Source organism: Kitasatospora sp. NPDC085895 (assembly GCF_040702125.1).
Lineage (GTDB): Bacteria > Actinomycetota > Actinomycetes > Streptomycetales > Streptomycetaceae > Kitasatospora > Kitasatospora arboriphila.
Genome location: NZ_JBFBJY010000031.1, coordinates 15,482 through 36,913, shown reverse-complemented (window position 1 = coordinate 36,913; position 21,432 = coordinate 15,482). Strand labels below are relative to the sequence as shown.

Below are 21,432 nucleotides of genomic sequence, written 5' to 3'. Positions count from 1 at the left end.
GCCAGTTCCCCCACGGAGCAAGGAAGTTGAGGTCCCTCATGCAGGTCTGGCCAGGGCAGCCCTACCCGCTCGGCGCCACGTACGACGGGGCCGGAACCAACTTCGCGGTGTTCTCGGAGAGCGCCGACCGGATCGAGCTGTGCCTGCTGGAGGAGGACGGCTCGGAGACGGCGATCGAGTTGCGGGAGACGGACGCCTTCGTGCGGCACGCCTACCTGCCGGGGGTCCAGCCGGGCCGGCGGTACGGCTTCCGGGTGCACGGCCCGTACAACCCGGGGCTGGGGCAGCGGCACAACAGCGCCAAGCTGCTGCTGGACCCGTACGCCAAGGCGATGAGCGGGGACATCGACTGGGACGAGTCGGTCTACGGCTACCACTTCGGCGCGCCGGAGCGCCGCAACGACCTGGACTCGGCGCCGCACACCATGCACTCGGTGGTGATCAACCCCTACTTCGACTGGGGCACCGACCGGCCGCCGCGCACCGACTACCACCGCACGGTGCTGTACGAGGCCCACGTGAAGGGGCTGACCCGGCTGCACCCGGAGATCCCGGAGGAGATCCGCGGCACCTACGCGGCGCTGGCGCACCCGGCGCTGATCGAGCACCTGGCGAAGCTGGGCGTCACCGCGATCGAGCTGATGCCGGTGCACCAGTTCGTCCGGGACCACCGGCTGCGGGACCTGGGGCTGTCGAACTACTGGGGCTACAACACCATCGGCTTCTTCGCGCCGCACGCCTCGTACTCCTCGACGGGGGACCGCGGGCAGCAGGTGCAGGAGTTCAAGTCGATGGTGAAGGCGCTGCACGCGGCGGGGATCGAGGTGATCCTCGACGTGGTCTACAACCACACCGCGGAGGGCAACCACCTGGGCCCGACGCTCTCCTTCCGCGGCCTGGACAACGCCTCGTACTACCGGCTGGCGAAGGACCGCCGGTTCTACGAGGACACCACCGGCACCGGCAACAGCCTGCTGATGCGCAGTCCGCACGTCCTCCAGATGATCATGGATTCGCTGCGGTACTGGGTCACCGAGATGCACGTGGACGGCTTCCGCTTCGACCTCGCGGCGACGCTGGCCCGGCAGTTCCACGAGGTCGACCGGCTGTCCTCGTTCTTCGACCTCGTCCAGCAGGACCCGGTGGTCTCGCAGGCCAAGCTGATCGCCGAGCCGTGGGACCTGGGCGAGGGCGGCTACCAGGTCGGCAACTTCCCGCCGCTGTGGACGGAGTGGAACGGCATGTACCGGGACACCGTCCGCGACCTGTGGCGCGGCGAGAACGCCGCCCTGGCCGAGTTCGGCTCCCGGCTGACGGGCTCCTCCGACCTCTACCAGGACGACGGCCGCCGGCCGATCGCCTCGATCAACTTCGTCACCTGCCACGACGGCTTCACCCTGCGCGACCTGGTCTCCTACAACGAGAAGCACAACGAGGCCAACCACGAGGGCAACCGGGACGGCGAGTCGCACAACCGCTCGTGGAACTGCGGCGCCGAGGGCGAGACGGAGGACGAGGCGGTGCTGGAGCTCAGAGCCCGCCAGCAGCGCAACTTCATCGCCACCCTGATGCTCTCCCAGGGCGTGCCGATGCTCGCGCACGGCGACGAGTTCGGCCGCACCCAGCAGGGCAACAACAACGCCTACTGCCAGGACAACGAGCTCACCTGGGTCGACTGGCCGAAGGGCGGCGCCGCCGCGCAGCTGCTGGAGTTCACCCAGGGCATGATCTGGCTGCGCCGCGACCACCCGGTCTTCCGCCGCCGCCGCTTCTTCCACGGCCGGCCGGTCTCCGGCACCCACGACGACCTCACCGACATCGCCTGGTTCACCCCCGGCGGCGAGGAGATGACCGACCAGGACTGGAAGACCAGCTACGCGAAGTCGCTGACGGTCTTCCTCAACGGCAACGCCATCTCCGAACCGGACCGCCGCGGCGGCAAGATCGTCGACGACTCCTTCCTGCTGCTGTTCAACGCGCACTCCGAACCGCTGGAGTTCACCGTCCCGGCCGGGCACGGCGAGGCCTGGCAGCTGGTCGTCGACACCGCGCAGCCCGTGCTGCCCGCCCGCGGGACGGGCACCCGGGTCAAGGCCGGCGACTCGCTCTGGCTCACCGACCGCTCGCTGATGGTGCTGCAGCGACCCGCGTGACGGCCGGGGCGCGGGGGACGGCCCGGGTGGGCCATTCGTGCCACCCGGGCCATAGCCGCGCCCGGGCCAGGGTAGGGATCACCCCATGACGTCCGCCGCCGCACACCCACCGACGGCCAGTTACCGGCTCCAGCTCCAGCCGGGCTTCACCCTGCGCGACGCCGCCCGCGCCGTGCCGTACCTGGCCGCACTCGGCGTCTCCCACCTGCACCTGTCCCCGCTGCTGGAGGCCGTCCCCGGCTCCACGCACGGCTACGACACGGTCGACCACAGCCGGATCAGCGAACAGCTCGGCGGTGAGGCGGCGCTGCGCGCCCTGGCGGACGAGGCCCACCGGCACGGGCTGCGGCTGATCGCCGACGTGGTGCCCAACCACATGGCGCTGCCCGTCCCCGAGCAGCTCAACCAGCCGCTCTGGCAGGTGCTCCGGGACGGCCCCGACTCCCGCTACGCCACCTGGTTCGACATCGACTGGACGGCGCAGCCCGGCCCCTCCGACGCGCCCGGCCGCGGCCGGCTGCTGCTGCCGCTGCTCGGCGACCGGATCGGCGCGGTACGGGACCAGCTGGTGGTGGACGGCGAGGTGCTGCGCTACCACGACCACGCCTTCCCGCTGCGTCCCGGCACCGCGCACCTGCCGCTGCCCGACCTCCTCGACCGCCAGTGGTACCGGCTGGCCTGGTGGCGGCTGGCCAGCAGCGAGCTGAACTACCGGCGGTTCTTCGCGATCAACGACCTGATCGCGGTGCGGGTCGAGGTCCCGGAGGTGTTCCGGGCCACCCACGAGGTGCTGCTGCGGCTGCACGGCGAGGGCGTGCTCGACGGCTTCCGGGTGGACCACCCCGACGGCCTCGCCGACCCGCGCGGCTACCTGCGGCGGCTCGCCGAGGCCACCGGCGGGGCGTACACCGTGGTGGAGAAGATCCTCATCGGCGACGAGAGGCTGCCCGCGGACTGGCCGTGCGCCGGCACCACCGGCTACGACGCGCTGCGCCGGATCGACGGGGTGCTCACCGACCACGCCGGTGCCGAGCGGCTGGTCGCCGCCTACCAGCGGGACGTCGCCGACCGGACGACCGCGGCCGAGGCCGCGCTGCGCGGCCGCGCCGAGCTCACCGTCCCGGACGGCGAGCTCGCGGCCGAGGTGGAGCGGCTGCTGAGGCTGGTGCGACGGATCGGCGCCGCCGACAGCGCGCTCGCCGACCACCCGCGGCCCGCGCTGCGGGACGCCCTGTGCGCCCTGCTCACCGAGCACCCGGTGTACCGGCCGTACGTGGTGCCCGGCGAGGAGCCCCCGCCGGAGGCCGTCGCGCACCTGGCGGGCGGCGCCGAGGGCACCGCGGACCGGCTGCTGCGCGACCTGGCCCTCGGCCGGCTCGGTCGCAGCCCGGAGAAGGACGAGTTCTGCCGCCGGTTCGCCCAGACCACCTCGGCGGTGGCCGCCAAGGGCGTGGAGGACACCGCCTTCTACCGCTGGAACGCGCTGGTCTCGCTGAACGAGGTCGGCGGCGACCCCGGCCGGCCCGGCCTCGGCCCGGGCGCCTTCCACCGCTGGTGCGCCGACCAGGAGCGGGATTGGCCCACCGGGATGACGGTGCTCTCCACCCACGATACCAAGCGCAGCGCGGACGCCCGGGCCCGGCTCGCGGTGCTCGCCGAGCTGCCCGACGCCTGGGCCGCCGAGTGCGCGGCCTGGACGGCCGCCGCCGGGCCCTGTCCGGACCGCAACACCGCCTGGCTGCTGTGGCAGACCCTGGTCGCGGCCTGGCCGATCGACGAGGAGCGGCTCGTCCAGGTGGTGCTGAAGTCCGCCCGGGAGGCGAAGCTGCGCACCTCCTGGACGGCCCCCGACGAGACCTTCGAACGGCTGCTGACGGCGTACGTGCGCGGAGCGCTCGCCAACGCCGGGCTCTGCCCCCGGATCGCCGGCTTCGTGCAGTTGCTCGCCCCGTACGCGCGGTCCAACACCCTCGCCTCGGCGCTGCTGCACCTGACCGTGCCCGGCGTGCCGGACCTGTACCAGGGCAGCGAGGAGCCGCTGCACACGCTGGTCGACCCGGACAACCGGGCGCCGGTGGACCTCGGGGCGCTGGCGGTGCGGCTGACCGACTCGGCGACCGACCGCGGCGCGGACCTCGCCCGCGAGAAGCTCCACCTCACCACCACCGCCCTGCACCTGCGGCGCAACGTGCCGCTCGGCCCGTACCGGCCGCTGGAGGCCACCGGCCGGACGGCGGCGCACCTGCTCGCCTTCTTCCGCGGCCCGCGGGTGATCACCGCGGTGACCCGGCTGCCGTACGGCCTGCAGCGGGCCGGCGGCTGGGGCGACACCGTGCTGGAGCTGCCCGAGGGCCGCTGGACGGACGAACTGACCGGGCGGCACTACGAGGCCGGCCCGCTGCCGGTCTCCTGGCTGCTGGAGCGCCACCCGGTCGCACTGCTCACGGAGGGCCGTTGACCACGTACCGCGTATGGGCACCCGAGGCGGACATGGTGGAGGTCGAGGTCGACGGACGGCCGCACCCGATGGCCCGCGAGGGCGACGGGACGAGCGGCTGGTGGCAGGGCGAGGCGCCGGGCGGCGACTACGGCTTCCGGCTGGACGGCGGCCGGGCGCTGCCCGACCCGCGCTCCCCCCGGCAGCCGGACGGCCCGGACGGGCTGAGCCGGGCCGTCGACCACACCGCCTTCCGCTGGTCCGACACCCCGTGGCGGGGCCGCCCGCTGCCCGGCAGCGTGCTGTACGAGCTGCACGTGGGCACCTTCACCCCCGCCGGGACCTTCGAGGCCGCGGCCGAACGGCTCGACCACCTCGTCGACCTGGGCGTGGACTTCGTCGAGCTGATGCCGGTCTGCCCGTTCCCCGGCCGGTACGGCTGGGGCTACGACGGGGTGTCCCTCTGGGCGGTGCACGAGCCGTACGGCGGCCCGGACGGCCTGAAGCGCTTCGTCGACGCGGCGCACCGCAAGGGCCTGGGCGTGGTCCTCGACGTGGTGCACAACCACCTCGGCCCGTCCGGCAACTACCTCCCGGTGTACGGGCCCTACTTCACCGACCGGCACCACACGCCGTGGGGCTCGGCGGTCAACCTGGACGCGCCCGGCTCCGACGAGGTGCGGCGCTACCTGATCGGCAGCGCGCTCGCCTGGCTGCGGGACTACCGGATGGACGGGCTGCGGCTGGACGCGGTGCACGCCCTCGCCGACGACCGGGCGCTGCACTTCCTGGAGGAACTCGCCGTCGAGGTCGAGAAACTGGCGGACGCCACCGGGCGCCCGCTGTTCCTGGTCGCCGAGTCCGACCTCAACGACCCGCGCACCACCGCCCCCCGGCAGGCCGGCGGCCTCGGCCTCACCGCCCAGTGGAGCGACGACTTCCACCACGCCCTGCACACCCTGCTGACCGGCGAGTCCGGCGGCTACTACGCCGACTTCGCGGCCGACCCGTACGCGGCCTGCGCCAAGGCACTGACCCGCGGGTTCTTCCACGACGGCAGCTGGTCGTCCTTCCGCGGCCGCTCGCACGGCCGGCCGTTCCCCACCGCGTACGGGCACCGGCTGCTCGGCTACGCCCAGACCCACGACCAGATCGGCAACCGGGCGGCCGGCGACCGGCTCTCGGCGACCCTCTCCCCCGGGCGGCTGGCCGCCGGTGCGGCGCTGGTCCTCACCTCGCCGTTCACCCCGATGCTGTTCATGGGCGAGGAGTGGGGGGCGAGCACCCCCTGGCAGTACTTCACCGACCACACCGACCCGGCCCTCGCCGAGGCCGTCCGGCAGGGCAGACGGCGGGAGTTCGCCGCGCACGGCTGGCAGCCCGAGGACGTGCCCGACCCGCAGGCCCGCTCCACCGTGCTCGGCTCCACCCTCACCTGGGCCGAACGCGTCCAGGAGCCGCACGCCGGCCTGCTCGACTGGTACCGGCGCCTGATCCGGCTGCGCCGCAACCACCCCGAACTCACCGACCCGGACCTCGGCGCCGTCCGGGTCGACCACGACGCCGCCGCGCAGTGGCTGGTCGTGCACCGCGGCCCGTTCCGGGTGGTCGTCCACCTCGGCACCGACGCCCCTCAGCGGATCGCCCTGGACCGGCCCTACACGCAGACCCTGGCCCTCTACGGCGACTGCTGGCCCGAGTCCGACGGCTCCGTGCACCTCGCCCCGGAGTCCACGGCGGTGGTCCGGGTCGGCTAGGGCTTGTCCGACGCCGCACGCCGATGCGACGCGAATCGTCGGACAAGCCCTAGGGTGTCGGCCGGAGCGTCGCGTCAGTCCGGCTTGCAGACGACGAAGCGCTTGTACGGGTGGCGGCCCGGGCGGTCGCCGATCTCGCGGCAGGCGGCCTGCAGCTCGTGCAGGTCGGCGGCGGAGAGCTCCAGCGGGGGCTCGTCCGGCTGGAAGGTCCAGCCGAGCGGGTAGTCGGTGCCCGGTTCGGTGGTCATCTCGATGTGGCAGCCGAGTACGTGGGTGACCTCGTGGGTGGCGGTGAACTCCACCAGGCGGTCGACGGTGCGCACGAAGGCCGGCCAGTCGTTGACGTACAGCCGGCCCGGGTAGACGGTGTCGCCGGTGAGCAGGAAGCCCGTCCGCGGGTCGTGGTAGGTGACCGAGGCCGCGTGGTGGCCCGGCGTGGCGAGGCACTCCAGCACCCGTCCGCCGAGGTCCAGCTCCCGGCTCTCCTCGCCCTCGAAGCCGAACCAGGCGAGCGCCTCGGCGGCCGGCACCAGCTCGGTGTCCGGCCGGTCGGCGAACTGGCCGTCGCCCGCCGTGTGGTCGCCGTGCCCGTGGCTGTGCAGCACCAGCAGCGGCAGGCCCGGGCTGCGGCTCTCGATCAGCTCGTCGACGGTGCGGCGCAGCGGCAGGTGCGCCGGGTCGGCCGTGGCGCCGGTGTCGATCAGCACGGCGCGTTCGGTGCCGAACAGCAGGTACAGGAACGGCGCCTCGTAGTGGACGGCCTTGTTCTGCCGCAGGATGTAGGTCGCTTCGTCGACCCGGTGGACCTGCAGGTCGGGGTCGGTGTTGTGCTTCGAGGACGTCGATCCGTGGATCCAGCGGACGTCCAGCGGTGTGCGGTGCTGGGTGTTCATGGCATCCCCCTTCGCCCGCGAAGTTATCAGGGTCCTGGCCCGTCAGCGGAGGAAGGCGGTGATCCGGGTGCGCAGGCCGGCCGCGTCGAGGCCGTGGGCGGCGAGGTGCTCGGGGATCGAGCCGTAGTGGCGGTGCTCCTCGCGCGGGACGCCGAGGCCGAGGACGCGGTGCGGCAGGTCGGCGAGGGCGTCGTGGGCGGCGGTCGCGGAGGTGCCGGCGAGGTAGGGCTCGACGAGGACGACGTCGGCCCGGTCGCCGGCGGCGGCCCGCAGTCCGGCGGCGTCGAAGGGACGGACGGTGGCCGCGTACAGGACGGTGAGGTCGAGGCCCTCGGTGGCCGCCAGGACGGCGTCGAGCATCGGGCCGACGGCGACGACCGTGCCGCGGCGGCCGGTCCGGACGGGCAGCAGCCGCCCGGGTTCGACGGGGCGGGCGGTGTCGTTGCGGTGGGCGGAGAGCCGAAGGTAGACGAGGCTGTCGCCGTCGGCGGCGGCGTGCCGCAGCAGGGTCTCCGCCTCGTCCGGGTGGCCGGGCACGTGGACCGTCCAGCCGGGCAGGGTGTCCAGCAGGGCGACGTCCCCGGGCGCCATGTGGGTGCGGCCGCCGGCCGGCCAGTCGTACGAGCCGGCGGCGCTGACCAGGACGGCGCCGACGCCCTGGTGGACGAGGTCGAGCTTGACCTGCTCCCAGGGCCGTTCGATCAGGAAGCTGGCGAAGGTGTGGGCGATCGGGCGCAGTCCGGTGAGGGCGAGTCCGGCGGTGACGCCGATCTGCAGTTGCTCGCGGATGCCGACGTTGACCACCCGGTCGGGGTGGCGGGCGGCCGCCGGGCGGAAGGAGTCGGCGCCGATGTCGGCGAGCACCAGGGCGAGCCGCGGGTCGTGGTCGAGGAGTTCGGTGGTGACGGCGGCGAAGCGCTCGCGCATGGTCTCCATGGCAGGGGCCTTTCTCGGGGCGGAGGTGTCCGGGCTCGGGTCGGGTTCTCGGGTTCGGCTGTCGGGTTCAGTGCTTGGGTTCGACGCGGGCGACGACGGCGTGCGGGCGGCCGGGGTGCGGGGCGGTGAACGCGGCGTGCAGGGCCTCGTGGTCGCGGCCGTCCACGGTGGCGGTGGACCAGCCCTCGGCGGCGAAGCGGGCCTCGATGCCGCCGCGCCGGCCGTGGGTGGCGGAGGAGTTGTCGATCACCACGGTGTGCAGCCGGTCCAGGCCGACGGCGCCGGCGAAGGCGATCGCCTCGTGGTTGCTGCCCTCGTCCAGTTCGGCGTCGCCGACCAGCACCCAGACCGCCGGGTCGGTCAGGCCCTGGGCGCGCAGGCCGAGCGCGGTGCCGGCGGCGAGCGGCAGGCCGTGGCCGAGCGAGCCGGAGGCGATCTCGGCGCCGGGCACCAGCAGCCGGTCCGGGTGGTGGCCGAGCGGGGAGTGGTAGCCGCCGAAGCCCGGCAGGACGGCCTCGTCGAGGAAGCCCTTGGCGGTGAGGACGGCGTAGTAGGCCATCGGGCCGTGGCCCTTGGAGAGCAGGAAGCGGTCGCGGGCCGGGTCGTCGGCGGTGTCGGACGTGACCCGCAGCACGCGGTCGTAGAGCACCCAGAGGGCGTCCAGGGTGGAGGTGGCGGCGGGGCCGTGCTTCTCGTCGCCGGTCATCAGGGCCATCAGGGCGGGCAGGTCGGCGAAGCCGTACGGCCGCCGGCCCGTGGTTGCGGTGGTCATGCCGACCAGCGTGCAAGGTGAAGTCGACTTCAGGTCAAGCGGCTATCCTCGGCCGCATGGGACCGACCCGCCACGACCTGCTGACCATCGGCCAGCTCTCCGCCCGCAGCGGCCTCGCCACCTCCGCGCTGCGCTACTACGAGCGGATGGGGCTGATCCACGCCGAGCGGACGGCCGGCAACCAGCGCCGCTACGCCCGGGCCACCCTGCGGCGGGTCGCCTTCGTCCGGGCGGCGCAGCGGGTCGGCCTCTCGCTGGAGGAGGCCCGCACCGCCCTGGACCGACTGCCCGAGGACCGGGCGCCGAGCACCGTCGAGTGGGGCGAGGCGGCTGCCACCTGGCACGAGCGGATCGACCGGCAGATCGAGGAACTCCAGCTGCTGAAGCGCAAGTTGACCGGCTGCATCGGCTGCGGCTGCCTGTCGCTGTCGCGCTGTGCGCTGTACAACGCGGACGACCGGGCGGCGGCGGCCGGCCCGGGCGCGCGGTACCTGCTGGGCGACACCCCGGTGCGGGACGCGGCCGAGGGGGCCTGACGGCACGTCGCTCCCGGTACGCACCACCGCCGCGACGGCCCGACCGGATCGGGCGTTCGGCCGCTGGAGGCACCTGCCGCCCGTCTATGCTGCCCCGGTGAGAGTCGAACGGCTGCGGGGAGACGGGTCATGACCGAGCATCAGGACATACCGCTGGACTGGATGTCCGACAGCGGCGAACCGCACGCACCGGTGGACCTGCGCCCGGAGGTCCCGCACCCGGCCCGCATGTACGACTACTACCTGGGCGGCAAGGACAACTTCCCGGCGGACCGGGAGGCGGCCGAGAAGGTGCTCGCGCTGAGTCCGCTGGTGCGGCTCAGCGCGCTGGCCAACCGGGCGTTCCTGCAACGGGCGGTGCGCCACCTGGCCGAGGCCGGGGTGCGGCAGTTCCTCGACGTCGGCACCGGCATCCCGACCGCGGGCAACACCCACCAGACCGCGCAGCTGGTGCACCCGGACGCCCGGGTGGCGTACGTGGACAACGACCCGATCGTGCTGGTGCACAGCCGGGCGCTGCTGGCCGGCTCCAGCCGCGGCACGGTGACCGTCACCCAGGCCGACCTGCGCGACCCGGAGAAGATCCTGGCCGACCCGCAGGTGCGCGAGCTGCTGGACCTGGGGCGGCCGGTGGCGCTGCTGCTGTTCGCGGTGCTGCACTTCGTGGACGACGCCGACGACCCGTACGGCATCGTGCGGACGCTGGTCGACGCGCTGCCGCCGGGCAGCCACCTGGCGCTCTCGCACGGCACCGGGGACTTCGTGCCGGCGTCCGAGGCCGAGAAGGGCCCGGCGATCTACCGCAACGCCACCGCGCAGCTGAGCATGCGCACCAAGGAGCAGGTGCTGAGGTTCTTCGACGGGCTGGAGCTGCTGGAGCCCGGCCTGGTGACGGCCCCGCTGTGGCGGCCGGACACCGCGCCCTCGGCGACCGACGCCGAGGTGGGCATCTGGGCGGGCGTGGGTCGCAAGCCCTGAGCCGCCCGCACCGCCGCCGCCCGCCGGCGCCCGCACCCCCCTGGTGACTTTGGGGGAACGGGCGCCGCACGGCGGCTACTTGACGGATCCGGCCATCGCGCCCTGCACGAAGTAGCGCTGGCAGGAGAAGAAGACGGCGACCGGCACCAACAGCGACAGGAAGGCGCCGGGGGCGAGCACGTCCAGGTTGCTGCCGAACTGCCGCATCTGGGACTGCAGCAGAACGGTGAGCGGCTGCGAGTCGCTGCCCGCGAAGACCAGCGCCACCAGCATGTCGTTCCAGACCCAGAGGAACTGGAAGATCGCCAGTGAGGCGAGGGCGGGCAGCGCGAGCGGCAGCGCGAGCCGGCGGAAGACCCGCCACTCGCCGCAGCCGTCGATCCTGGCGGCCTCCATGATCTCCTGCGGGATCTCCAGGAACTGGTTGCGCAGCAGGAAGACGGCGAACGGCAGGCCGTAGGCGACGTGGAACAGCACCACGCCGGGCACGGTGCCGAACAGGCCGACCGCGCCGAGCAGCCGGGCGACCGGCACCAGGCCGATCTGCACGGGCACCACCAGCAGGCAGACGACGACCAGGAACAGCCAGTCCCGGCCGGGGAATTCGAGCCAGGCGAAGGCGTAGCCGGCGAGCGCCGCGAGCACGACGGTGAGCGCGGTGGCGGGCACCGAGATCAGCACGGTGTTCCAGAACGCGCCGAGCACCTCGCCGCCGCCGAGCAGGGCGGTGTAGTTGTCGAGGGTGAGCCGGGCGGGGTGGGCGAGCACCGTCCACCAGCCGGAGGCGGCGCTGTCCTCCTTGGGCCGCAGCGAGGTGAGCAGCAGGCCGACGGTGGGCATCAGCCAGAGCGCGGCGGCGACGAGCAGCACCGCCTGGACGGCGCCGCCGCGGGTGCGGGCGGCGATCCGGGCGGCGAGGCGGGGCCGCGGCCGGGTGGACCCGGCGGTGCTGCCGGGGGCGGGCCGGGTGAGCAGCTGGGTCATCGGGTGCTCCTGCGGAAGCGGCGGACGTTGAGGACCATGGCGGGCACCACGAGCAGCAGCAGGAGCACGCCGAGGGCGCTGCCGAGGCCCTGGTCGTTGCCGCCGCCGAAGGAGACCAGCCACAGGCGCAGGGCGAGCACGCCGGCATCCTGCTGGACGGGGCCGGGGGCGACGACGAAGACCAGGTCGAAGATCTTCATCACGTTGATGACCATGGTCACCAGGACGACGCCGAGCACGGGGGCGAGCTGCGGCACGGTGATCCGGCGGAAGATCTGCCACTCCCCCGCGCCGTCCATCCGGGCGGCCTCCAGGGTCTCCCGCGGCAGGTTGGCGAGGCCGCCGGCGATGACGACCATCGCGAAACCGGCCCAGATCCACAGGTAGGCGCCGACGATCGCCGGGGTGACCAGGCCGGGGCCGAGCCAGGCGAGGCCGCGGTAGGGGGCGGCGAAGTTCGACGCGGGCAGTTCGACGGTGCCGCCCGGGTGCCCGGGGAAGGCGAAGGAGCCGTCGGCGGCGGTGGTCGCGGTCGCGACCTGCCGCTGCCCGTCGAGCAGGCGGATGGTGACGCCGGGCAGGCCGCGTTCGCCGGGGTCGACCGTGCCGGGGGTGCCGCCGCCGGGGGTGACGTCGAGCCAGACGGTGCCGTGCACGCCGTCGCCTGACGCCGGTGCGGCCGCGGGCTTCGCCGCGGCGGGCAGGGTGGCGGGCTTGAGTCCGACGAGCGGCACGGCGACGGCGCTGCCGGGTGCGGCCGGGACGGCGCGCACCGCGCCGTCGGCGGCTGCGGCGGGCCCGCCGGGGCGGGGCCGGGCGCCGGGGTAGGAGGGGTCGGGGTCGAAGGTGTCGTGGACGGCGACCGCGGCGGCGTTCAGCACGCCGCGGGCCGGGTCCTGCTCGTAGACCAGCCGGAAGGTGATGCCGGCGGCGAGGAAGGAGATCGCCATCGGCATGAACACCAGCAGCCGGAAGGCGGTGCCCCAGCGGACCTTCTCGGTGAGCACGGCGAAGACCAGGCCGAGGCCGGTGACCAGCGCGGGCGCGACGGCGACCCAGATCGCGCTGTTGCGCAGCGCGGTGAGGGTGGCGTCGTCGGTGAACGCGGTGCGGTAGTTGCCGAGCCCGACGAAGCCGGTGCCGGGCGCGTCGTAGAGGCTGCGGACCACGGACCAGCCGATGGGGTACAGCACCAGTGCGCCGAGCAGGGCGAGGGCGGGCAGCAGGAAGAGGGGGGCCGGGCCCCGGCGCCGCAGGGCGGCGCCGGAGCTCCGGGGTCGGGTGGGCGTCCTCATGGGGACGTCAGCCCTTGTACGCGGCGGCCGCGGCGGCTTCCAGCCGCTGGGCGGTGCCGTTGACGTCGGACGGGTTCGCCAGGAAGTCCTGGAGGAGCTTCCACTCGCCGCTGCCCTGGGTGCCGCCGAAGGCGGCGGGGGCCTGGTCGGAGAGGTCGAAGCGGAAGCCGTCGGCGGCGGCGATCAGCGACTCGGCGGTCTGCCGGGTGGTGTCGTCCGGGTAGGCGGCGGGCTTGACGGCCTTGTTGGGCGAGAGGAACCCTCCGGCGCCGGCCCAGACCTCGCCGGCCTCGGGGCCCGCGAGGAACTCCAGCAGCTGCTGGGCGGCGTCCTTGTGCTTGGCGTCCTTGAGGACGACGGCCGCGTCGCCGCCGCCGACCACCGGCGCCTTGCCCGTGCCGACGGCCGGGAAGGGGAAGAACTTCGCGTCCTCGCCGACCTTCTTCTTCAGCTCGCCGGAGACGACGGCGCCGACGAAGTCGCCCTCGTAGACCATCGCGGCGGTCGGCTTGTCGCCGAACACGGCCTGGACGGACTCGGGGAAGTCGGTCTGCAGGGCGCCCTTGCCGCCGCCGGCGACGAGCTGCGGGTCGCCGAAGACCTTGCCGAGGGTGGTGAGGGCGGCGACCACGGTCGGATCGGTCCAGGGGATCCGGTGCTTGGCGAGCTTGTCGTAGTTCTCCGGGCCGGCCTGGGAGAGGTAGATGTTCTCGAACCAGTCGGTGAGCGGCCAGCCGGCCTCGCCGGCGACGGAGAAGGCCGGCAGGCCGCTGTCGGAGACGGCGTGGCCGGCGGCGAGCAGCTGGTCGAAGGTGGTGGGCGGCTTGACGCCGGCGGTGTCCAGGGCGGCGGGGCTGTACCAGACGGTCGACTTGTGGGCGGCCTTGAAGTACAGGCCGTAGAGCTTGCCGTCGACGGTGCCGTAGTCGGCCCAGATCTTGGCGAAGTCGCGGTGCAGGCTGTCGGCGACGGCGGGGGCGAGCGGCTCCAGCCAGCCCTTGCGGGCGAACTGCTGGAGGACGCCGAGCTGCGGCATCATCACGACGTCCGGCGGGTCGCCGCCCTCGATCTTGCTGCCGACCAGGGTGGAGACGTTGTCGCCGGTGGAGATGTAGACGGTCCTGGCACCGGTCTTCGCGGTGAAGGCGTCCAGCACCTTCTGGAAGTTCTTCTGCTCGACGCCCGTCCAGGCGGCGGCGACGCTGACGGTCTGTCCGTCGAGGGGCTTGGCGGAGGCCTTGTCGGCGGCGGTGCCGCCGCTGCCGCAGGCGGTGGCCGTGGCGGCCAGGCCGAGGGTGGCCGTCAGGGCGACGGCCGCTCGCAGGGATCGCATGGTGGTGTCCTCTCGGTCGGCGGTCCCGGCCGGGGCCGGGTGCCGTTCGGGGGTGGGGCCGGCCGTGGGCGGCCGGGCTGCCGGTGGAGGAGTGCCGTGGGGTGCCCGCCCCGCCGGGCCGCGGATGCGTGGCGCGGTGGTCGGCGGAGCGGGCGCGGCCGCGGGTGGATGGGCGGCCGGTGCCGCGCGGGGAGGCAGGTCGCGCGGACGTCTCGGGGTGGCCCGCCCCGCGGGCGGGAGGGTGTCGCGGGGCGGGCCGGTGGCCGCCGCGCCGGAGTCGTCCGGGGCGGCCGGGCCGCGTGTGTGGGCGCGCGGCCGGTTCAGGGGTGCGGCAGAGCGTTGTTGGCTGGACGTCAGAGCGTGGCCGCGCCGGCCGTCCACCAGGCGGCGGTGCCGGCGGGGAGGGTGCAGGGCGGGCAGGGTCCGCTGGCGAGCAGCGGTTCGCCGTCGACGGGGGCGAGGGCCGGCTCGTCACCGAAGTTGACGGCGCACAGCAGGCCGTCGCCGCGGACGAAGGCGAGCACGCCGGGCGGGGTGTCGATCCAGCGCAGGGTGCCCTCGCCGAGCTGCGGCAGGACGCGCCGCAGGTGCAGCGCCTCGCGGTAGAGGTGCCAGGCGGAGCCGGTGTCGGCGAGTGCGCGTTCGGCGGTGTGGGCGGCGAAGTGGGCGGGCTGCGGCAACCAGGGCTCCTTGCCGCCGTCGGGGGCGAAGCCGAACGGCGGCTCGTGCCCGGACCAGGGCATCGGGATGCGGCAGCCGTCCCGGATGCCGGTGCGGCTGCCGGTGCGGTGGTAGATCGGGTCGGTGAGCACCTCGTCGGGCAGGTCGTCGACCTCGGGGAGGCCGAGTTCCTCGCCCTGGTAGAGGTAGGCGGCGCCGGGCAGGGCGAGCATCAGCAGGGCGGCGGCGCGGGCGCGGGCGGCGCCGGCCAGCGGGTCGGTGGCGCCGAAGCGGCTGGTGGTGCGGACCTGGTCGTGGTTGTTGAGCACCCAGGTGACGGTGGATCCGGTGGCGGCGATGTCGTGCACGGCGGCGTCGATGACCCGGTGCCAGTGGGCGGCGTCCCAGGGGGCGTGCAGCAGGTGGAAGAAGAACGCCTGGTGGAGTTCGTCGGGGCGCAGGTAGGCGGCCTGTTCGGCGGCGGTGGGTACGGAGGCCTCGCCGACGAGCAGGCGCTGCCTGCCGTCGCGGGCGGTGTACTCCTCGCAGACGGCGCGCCAGCGGCGCCAGATGCCGTGCACCTCGGGCTGGTTCCAGGCGAGCGGGTTGACCGAGTCGCGGGTGCGCTCGTCGGCCTCCGGGTCGGGCGAGTCGGGCAGGTCGGGGTGCTTGAACAGGCCGGCGGCGACGTCGATCCGGAAGCCGTCGGCGCCGCGGTCGAGCCAGAAGCGCAGGATCCGCTCGAACTCCGAGGCGACTTCGGGGCGGCGCCAGTTGAGGTCGGGCTGCTCGGGGGTGAACAGGTGCAGGTACCACTGGCCCCAGCCGCCGTCGGCCTCGCGGATCCGCGTCCAGGCGGGGCCGCCGAACATCGCCCGCCAGTTGTTGGGCGGCAGTTCGCCGCTCTCGCCGCGGCCGTCGGCGAAGTGGAAGAACGCCCGCTCGGGGCTGCCGGGTGCGGCGCGCAGCGCGGCCTCGAACCACGGGTGCTCGCGGGAGCAGTGGTTGGGCACGATGTCGAGGATCAGCCGCAGGCCCAGCAGCCGGCAGTCCTCGGCGAGCAGGTCGAAGTCGTCGAGGGTGCCGAACAGCGGGTCGACGGCGCAGTGGTCGGCGACGTCGTAGCCGTGGTCGTGCTGCGGGGAGGCGTAGAACGGGTTGAGCCAGACGCCGTCCACGCCGAGGCGCTTGAGGTACGGGAGTCGGGCGCGGACGCCGGCCAGGTCGCCGATGCCGTCGCCGTCGGAGTCCTGGAAGCTGCGCAGGTAGACCTGGTAGACGACCGCGTCCCGCCACCAGGGGCGGTCGGGGCCGACCGCCGGCGGGGCGGTGAGCAGGGCGTGGGCGGGCACGGCCGGTGGATCGCCCGGGGTGGGGGACGTGAGCATTCGTCACCTTCAGGAAGGACACGGCGGGGCAGCGCCGCAGAGGTCGCACAGGGTCCCGCATGCGCCGTCCGGGCCGCGGGGATACATGCATGTTAGGTAGCTCGACAGGTGCCGTCCAGAGCACATTCACCGACCATATGCAGACAGAGCTCATCAAATGCATACAAAAGAAGGGGCTCGAATACTTAACAAGTAAGTATCCGAGCCCCTGGCGGGCTGCTTCCGGAGGTCAGCCGGAGATCGACTTCAGGTCCGCGGCCATCCGCGCCACCGCCTCGTCCGCGCTGCTGCGGCCGAGCAGCGCCTCGTACGCCGCCGCGCTCACCGCGAGGCTCACCTGCTGGTACTCCGGCGAGGCCGGCCGGCGCACCGCGCCCTCCAGGGCCTGCCGCACCACCGGCAGGTACGGGTGGCGCCGCACCAACTCCGGGTCGGTGTACAGGTCCGCCCGCACCGGCGGCAGACCGCCCTCGGTGAGCACCCGGCGCTGCACGTCCCGCCCGGTCAGGAAGCGGATCAGGTCCCGGGCCGTCCGCCCGTGCCGGGAGCGGGAGTTGACCGCCAGGTCGGAGCCGCCGAGCACCGAGGTGCCCGGACCGTCCGGGCCGGGCAGCGGCACCACGCCGAACTTCCCGGCCACCGCCGAACCCGGCCCCTGGGCCTGCGGGTACACGTACGGCCAGCAGCGCAGGAACAGCAGCCGGCCGTCCTGGAACGCCTGCCGGGACTCCTCCTCGCGGTAGCCGAGCGCCGCCCGCGGGATCCAGCCCTCCCGCACCCCGCGCGCCAGGAACTCCAGTCCCGCGCGGGCCTGCGGGGTGTCCACCGCCACCGCGCCGCGGTCGTCCAGCAGCCGCCCGCCCGCCGAGCCGACCGCCTCCGCGACGTTCACCGTCAGCCCCTCGTACGGCAGCAGCTGACCCGCGTAGCCGTCCAGGCCGTGCCGCGGCGCCACCTCGCGGGCGAGCCGCTCCAGCTCCGCCCAGGTGCGCGGCGGCTGCACGCCCTCCGCGGCCAGCACGTCACTGCGGTAGTACAGCAGCCCGACGTTGGTGGTGAACGGCACCGCGTGCAGCCGGTCCCGCCACCGCCCGGTGCCGACCGCCGACGGCAGCAGACCGGCCGGTGCCATCCCGGCGTCCAGCGGCGCGATCCAGCCCTTCTCGGCGAACTCGGCCGTCCACACCACGTCCAGGTTGACCACGTCGAAGCGGTCGCTGCCGCGGGCCAGGCCCTCCGCCAGCTGCGCCCGGACCTCGTCCGCCGCGTCCGGCAGCTCCACCAGCGTCGCCCGCTCGCCGGGGTGCCCGGTGTTCCAGCTGTCCAGCAGTCCCTGCAGGTAGCCGGCCCGGTCCCGGCCGGTGACCAGGGTGACCGGCCCGGTGCCGGACGCGTCCGGGTCGTCGGGGTCCTCGGGCAGCGAGCAGCCGCCCGCCAGCAGCACGCCGGCCAGCGCCCCCGCCAACTTCCCCAGACTCCGACGGCGCACCGTACCGACCTCCACTCCGCCCGCCGATGGGCGGGACCGCCCGCCTCGCGTACCGTGTGACCGGGCCGAACCAGCCGGGCCGCGTCGCGGACGACAAGCCAATGACGACAGAGTATGCCCGGGCGAACGAAGGGAGGGGAGGGTCCGAGTGCGGCTACCGCTGCTCGCGCTGCTCGCCAAGGAGCCGGCGCACGGCTACGAGCTGAAGCAGGCCCTTGAGCAGACCTTCGGCGCGGCGTACCCTCGTGCGAACATCGGCCAGGTCTACGTCACCCTCGGACGTCTGGAGAAGGCCGGCCTCATCGAAGGCCAGGACGTCGCGCAGGACGGCAAACCCGACAAGCGCGTCTACGCCATCACCGACACCGGCCGCCAGGAGGTGGCCAAGTGGCTCAGCGAGCCCTCCGAGGGACCGCGGGTCCGCGACGAGTTCTTCCTCAAACTCGTGCTGGCCCCCGAGACGCAGCTGGCCGACCGGCTGACGCTGATCAACAACCAGCGCCGGCACTATCTCAACGTCATGCGCGGCCTGAACCGGATGGCCGCCGAGGAACGCGGCAACCAGGTCTCCCAGTTGCTCATCGAGGGCGCCGTCCTGCACCTGCAGGCCGACCTCGACTGGCTGGAGAGATGCCAGGAGGAGCTCACGTGACAGGCCAGGACACCGCCGTCCCGGTGTTGCGCGCCACCGGACTCGTCAAGACCCACCGGGCCGCCCGCGGCGGCGCCGAGGTCAGGGCCGTCCGGGGCGTCGACCTCACCGTCGGACGCGGCGACTTCGTCGCCGTCACCGGTCCCTCGGGCGCCGGCAAGTCCACCCTGCTGCACCTGCTCGCCGGGCTGCGCCGCCCCGACGCCGGCGAGATCCACCTCGACGGCCGGCGCGTCGACACCCTCCGCGAGGCCGACTGGGCCGTGCTGCGCCGCCGCCGGATCGGCATCGTCTTCCAGACCGGCAACCTGGTCTCCGACCTCACCGTCGCCGACAACGTCGAACTGCCCGCCCTGCTCGCCGGCCACAGCGCCCGCACCGCCCGCGAACGCCGCGAGGAACTCCTCGCCGACCTCGGCCTCGCCGACCGCGCCGACGCCGCCCCCGGCGACCTCTCCGGCGGCGAACGCCAGCGCGCCGCCCTCGCCCGCGCCCTCGTCAACGACCCCGACCTGCTCTTCGCCGACGAGCCGACCGGCAGCCTCGACAGCCGCAGCGCCCGCGAGGTCCTCGCCCTGCTCACCCGCCACCACGCCAAGGGCCGCACCATCGTCCTCGTCACCCACGACGCCCGGGTCGCCGGCAGCGCCGACCGCGTGGTCAGCCTCTTCGACGGCCTGATCACCGACGACACCCGGATCGACGACACCCCGCCCGCCCGCGGCGTCCGCGACGTCCTCGACCTCGGCGGCTGAGCCGGTGCGCGCCGCCCTCCGCTGGATCCGCGCGGACCTCGCCTCCCACCGGCTGCCCGCGCTGCTCGTCGTGCTCGCCACCGCCGGCGTCTCCGCCGCGCTGCTGCTCGCCGGCGCCCTGCTCAACAACGTCACCGGACCCTGGCAGCGGCAGTTCGCCCGCGCCGACGGCGCCCACGTGTGGATCGAGACCCGCACCGACCACGCCGACACCGCCCTCGCCAGGCTGCCCGGCATCACCGCCGTCGGCGGCCCGTACGACACCACCGCCGCCACCCTCACAGGCCGCAACGGGCGGCCCGTCACCGGACCCGAACTGCCGCTCTCGCTGCGCGCCACCGACCCCGGCCCGCCCCCCGTCTCCGCCCCGCTGCCCGTCGCCGGCGACCGGCTCGACGCCGCCCGCCCCGACGGCATCGTCCTGGAACACTCCCTCGCCTCCGCCGCCTGGGCCCGCCCCGGCGACCGGCTCACCCTGCGCGGGCCCGACGGGCGCAGCCACACCCTCACCGTCCTCGGCATCGCCGACAGCCCCGACCGCGCCCGCTACCCCGACCTGCGGCCCGGACTCGCCTGGGTGCTGCCCGGCACCCTCGACACCGTCCAGCCCACCGCCGCCCTGCGCGGCCACGCCGTCGGCCTGCGCCTCGCCCACCCCGCCGACGCCGACTACACCGCCCAGCGCGCCGTCACCACCCTCGGCGGCGACGTCACCCGCGTCGCCACCTGGACCGACGCCCGCGACTCCCACGAACGCGAGAGCCGACCCGCCGGCCTGCTGCTCGGCCTGTGCGGCCTCGCCGCCCTCGCCGCCGCGGCCCTCGCCGTCGCCGGCGCCGCCGCCGGCCGGATCAGCTCCCGCCTCGGCGACATCGCCACCCTCAAGGCCCTCGGCTTCACCCCCGCCGGCATCGCCCGGATGTTCGTCGCCCAGCACCTGCTGCTCGCCGCCGCCGGACTGCTGATCGGCGGCGCCGGCGCCCTCGCCGCAGCCGCCCTGCTGCCCGCCCTCGCCCCCGACCCCGGCGTCACCGCCACCCCCTGGGCACTCGCCCGCGCCGTCTTCGGCAGCGGACCGCTCGCCCTGCTCGCCGCCCCCGCCTGCCTGGTCACCGTCGCCGCCGCCTCCGCCCTGCCCGCCCTGCGGGCCGCCCGGATCCCCGCCGTCCCGCCCGCCGAGGGCGAACCCGCCCAGGACCGGCCGCCCCGCCCCGCCCGGCTCGCCCTGCTGCGCCGGCTGCCGCCCGCCCTCGTCCTCGGCGTGCGCGGCGCCGTCCGCGGCCGCGGCCGCACCGCCACCGCCGCCCTGCGGATCGCCGTCCCCGTCCTCGCCTGCACCCTCGCCCTCACCGCCTGGTCCACCCTCGACGGACTCGGCCGCACCGCCACCGCCGGCTCGGCCACCGCCCTCACCGTCCGCGCCGCCGGACCGGACGACCCGCTGCCCGCCGCCCTCGCCGCCGACCCCGCCGTCTCCGGCGTCCACCCCGGCGCCGACCGCGAGGCCCTCGCCCCCGGCCAGTCCGCCACCGTCACCCTGCGCGCCCTCGGCACCACCGACCGCCCCTACCCGTTCGACGTCGTCGAGGGCCGGCCCGTCCGTGCCACCGGCGAAGCCGTCGCCGGACAGGGCGCCCTCGACCTCCTCGGCATCCGGGTGGGCCAGTGGGCCCGCGTCACCACCGACGGCACCCCGCGGATCCTGCACGTCGTCGGCCGCGTCGTCGAACCCGACCGCGGCGGACGCATCGTCTCCACCGGCCTCGACACCCTCGCCGACGCCACCACCACCGACCCCCGGCCCGACTACTGGACGCTCACCCTCCGGCCCGGCGCCGACGCCGACCGGGTCTCCGCCGCCCTGGCCGCCGCCTTCCCCGGCCGCCTCGACGTCCGGCCCACCACCGCACCCTTCGCCGGACTCGCCACCGTCCGCGCCGCCGTCGTCGGCCTGGTCGCCCTGCTCGCCCTCATCACCCTCGCCGAACTCCTCACCGTCGCCGCGGTCGCGCTGCGCGCCCACCGCCGCGACCTCGCCCTGCTGCGCACCATCGGCCTCACCCCGCGGCAGGCGATGGCCCTCGTCGTCACCCGCTGCGCCACCGTCGCCCTCCTCGGCGGCCTGCTCGGCGCCGCCCTCGGCGTACCGCTCGCCCTCGCCCTGATCGACGCCCAGGGCGCCGCGACCGGCGTCGGCGCCGGACTCGCCCACCCACCCTCCGCCGCCGCCCTCACCACCCTGGTCACCGCAGCCGTCCTCACCGCGGCAGCCGCGGCCGCCCTCCCCGCCCTCCGAGCCGCCCGCGAACCCGCCGGCGAAGTCCTCCACCGCATCTGAACTGCGATCCCTCTCCACGGAGGGCAGCCACATCAGGGGCGTGTGGGGTGAGCCTCCGCAGTTCCCCGCCACCTGG

At 74.7% G+C, this 21,432-nt stretch carries 16 protein-coding genes; 8 read left to right on the top strand and 8 right to left on the bottom strand.

What is annotated here, in order from left to right; all coding sequences use genetic code 11:
• Positions 1–38 precede the first annotated feature (38 nt).
• The 3 genes from glgX to treZ all read left to right on the top strand — a co-directional run bounded on the left by glgX (position 39) and on the right by treZ (position 6,347).
• Positions 39–2,153, top strand: a complete 2,115-nt coding sequence (gene glgX, locus AB0442_RS20350) for a glycogen debranching protein GlgX (protein WP_366164335.1) — start codon at positions 39–41, stop codon at positions 2,151–2,153.
• A gap of 85 nt (positions 2,154–2,238) precedes the next feature.
• Positions 2,239–4,611 carry a malto-oligosyltrehalose synthase gene (treY, locus tag AB0442_RS20345; protein WP_366164334.1) on the top strand — a complete coding sequence of 791 codons (2,373 nt, stop codon included), beginning with the start codon at positions 2,239–2,241 and terminating at the stop codon, positions 4,609–4,611.
• Entirely contained in the window at positions 4,608–6,347 is a 1,740-nt protein-coding gene (gene treZ / locus AB0442_RS20340; protein WP_366164333.1) for a malto-oligosyltrehalose trehalohydrolase, read from the top strand. The genes treY and treZ overlap by 4 nt, the downstream gene beginning before the upstream one ends.
• Positions 6,348–6,421: 74 nt before the next feature.
• Here the strand turns inward: treZ and AB0442_RS20335 are convergent, their stop codons facing one another.
• The 3 genes from AB0442_RS20335 to AB0442_RS20325 form a co-directional block, all read right to left on the bottom strand.
• The gene (locus AB0442_RS20335) at positions 6,422–7,240 is read right to left on the bottom strand and encodes an MBL fold metallo-hydrolase (protein WP_366164332.1); all 819 of its coding nucleotides are present in this window, start codon (positions 7,238–7,240) and stop codon (positions 6,422–6,424) included.
• A gap of 42 nt (positions 7,241–7,282) precedes the next feature.
• Positions 7,283–8,176 (bottom strand): transketolase C-terminal domain-containing protein, encoded by an 894-nt coding sequence (locus AB0442_RS20330; protein ID WP_366164331.1) that lies wholly within the window; start codon positions 8,174–8,176, stop codon positions 7,283–7,285.
• A 67-nt stretch (positions 8,177–8,243) separates the two neighbouring features.
• Complete coding sequence (locus tag AB0442_RS20325) at positions 8,244–8,948, bottom strand: transketolase (RefSeq protein WP_366164330.1); 705 nt, start codon at positions 8,946–8,948, stop codon at positions 8,244–8,246.
• Between the two features lie 56 nt (positions 8,949–9,004).
• Here AB0442_RS20325 and soxR point away from each other — a divergent pair, with 56 nt between their 5' ends.
• Together soxR and AB0442_RS20315 are read left to right on the top strand one after the other, a co-directional pair.
• Positions 9,005–9,484, top strand: a complete 480-nt coding sequence (soxR, locus tag AB0442_RS20320) for a redox-sensitive transcriptional activator SoxR (RefSeq protein ID WP_366164329.1) — start codon at positions 9,005–9,007, stop codon at positions 9,482–9,484.
• Positions 9,485–9,613: 129 nt separating this feature from the next.
• Positions 9,614–10,462, top strand: coding sequence for an SAM-dependent methyltransferase (locus tag AB0442_RS20315; protein ID WP_366164328.1), 849 nt, complete (start codon positions 9,614–9,616; stop codon positions 10,460–10,462).
• A gap of 75 nt (positions 10,463–10,537) precedes the next feature.
• Here the strand turns inward: AB0442_RS20315 and AB0442_RS20310 are convergent, their stop codons facing one another.
• The 5 genes from AB0442_RS20310 to AB0442_RS20290 form a co-directional block, all read right to left on the bottom strand.
• Positions 10,538–11,446 carry a carbohydrate ABC transporter permease gene (locus AB0442_RS20310; protein ID WP_344622458.1) on the bottom strand — a complete coding sequence of 303 codons (909 nt, stop codon included), beginning with the start codon at positions 11,444–11,446 and terminating at the stop codon, positions 10,538–10,540.
• Positions 11,443–12,741, bottom strand: a complete 1,299-nt coding sequence (locus AB0442_RS20305; protein WP_366164327.1) for an ABC transporter permease subunit — start codon at positions 12,739–12,741, stop codon at positions 11,443–11,445. The genes AB0442_RS20310 and AB0442_RS20305 overlap by 4 nt, the downstream gene beginning before the upstream one ends.
• A 7-nt stretch (positions 12,742–12,748) precedes the next feature.
• A complete protein-coding gene (locus AB0442_RS20300; RefSeq protein ID WP_366164326.1) occupies positions 12,749–14,074 on the bottom strand; it encodes an extracellular solute-binding protein in 1,326 nt (441 codons plus the stop codon).
• Between the two features lie 353 nt (positions 14,075–14,427).
• Positions 14,428–16,122, bottom strand: a complete 1,695-nt coding sequence (locus AB0442_RS20295) for a glycoside hydrolase family 13 protein (protein ID WP_366164325.1) — start codon at positions 16,120–16,122, stop codon at positions 14,428–14,430.
• A 229-nt stretch (positions 16,123–16,351) separates the two neighbouring features.
• Positions 16,352–17,566 carry an ABC transporter substrate-binding protein gene (locus tag AB0442_RS20290; protein ID WP_366164367.1) on the bottom strand — a complete coding sequence of 405 codons (1,215 nt, stop codon included), beginning with the start codon at positions 17,564–17,566 and terminating at the stop codon, positions 16,352–16,354.
• A 193-nt stretch (positions 17,567–17,759) separates the two neighbouring features.
• Between AB0442_RS20290 and AB0442_RS20285 the strand changes: the two genes are divergently transcribed.
• From AB0442_RS20285 to AB0442_RS20275, 3 genes are read left to right on the top strand one after another with little or no spacing between them, the layout of a single operon-like run.
• Positions 17,760–18,263: a PadR family transcriptional regulator gene (locus AB0442_RS20285; protein WP_366164324.1), complete on the top strand. Its 504-nt coding sequence runs from the start codon at positions 17,760–17,762 to the stop codon at positions 18,261–18,263.
• Entirely contained in the window at positions 18,242–19,018 is a 777-nt protein-coding gene (locus AB0442_RS20280) for an ABC transporter ATP-binding protein (protein ID WP_366164323.1), read from the top strand. Before AB0442_RS20285 ends, AB0442_RS20280 begins: the two co-directional genes overlap by 22 nt.
• Before the next feature lie 4 nt (positions 19,019–19,022).
• Positions 19,023–21,356, top strand: coding sequence for an FtsX-like permease family protein (locus AB0442_RS20275; RefSeq protein WP_366164322.1), 2,334 nt, complete (start codon positions 19,023–19,025; stop codon positions 21,354–21,356).
• Positions 21,357–21,432: the final 76 nt, after the last annotated feature.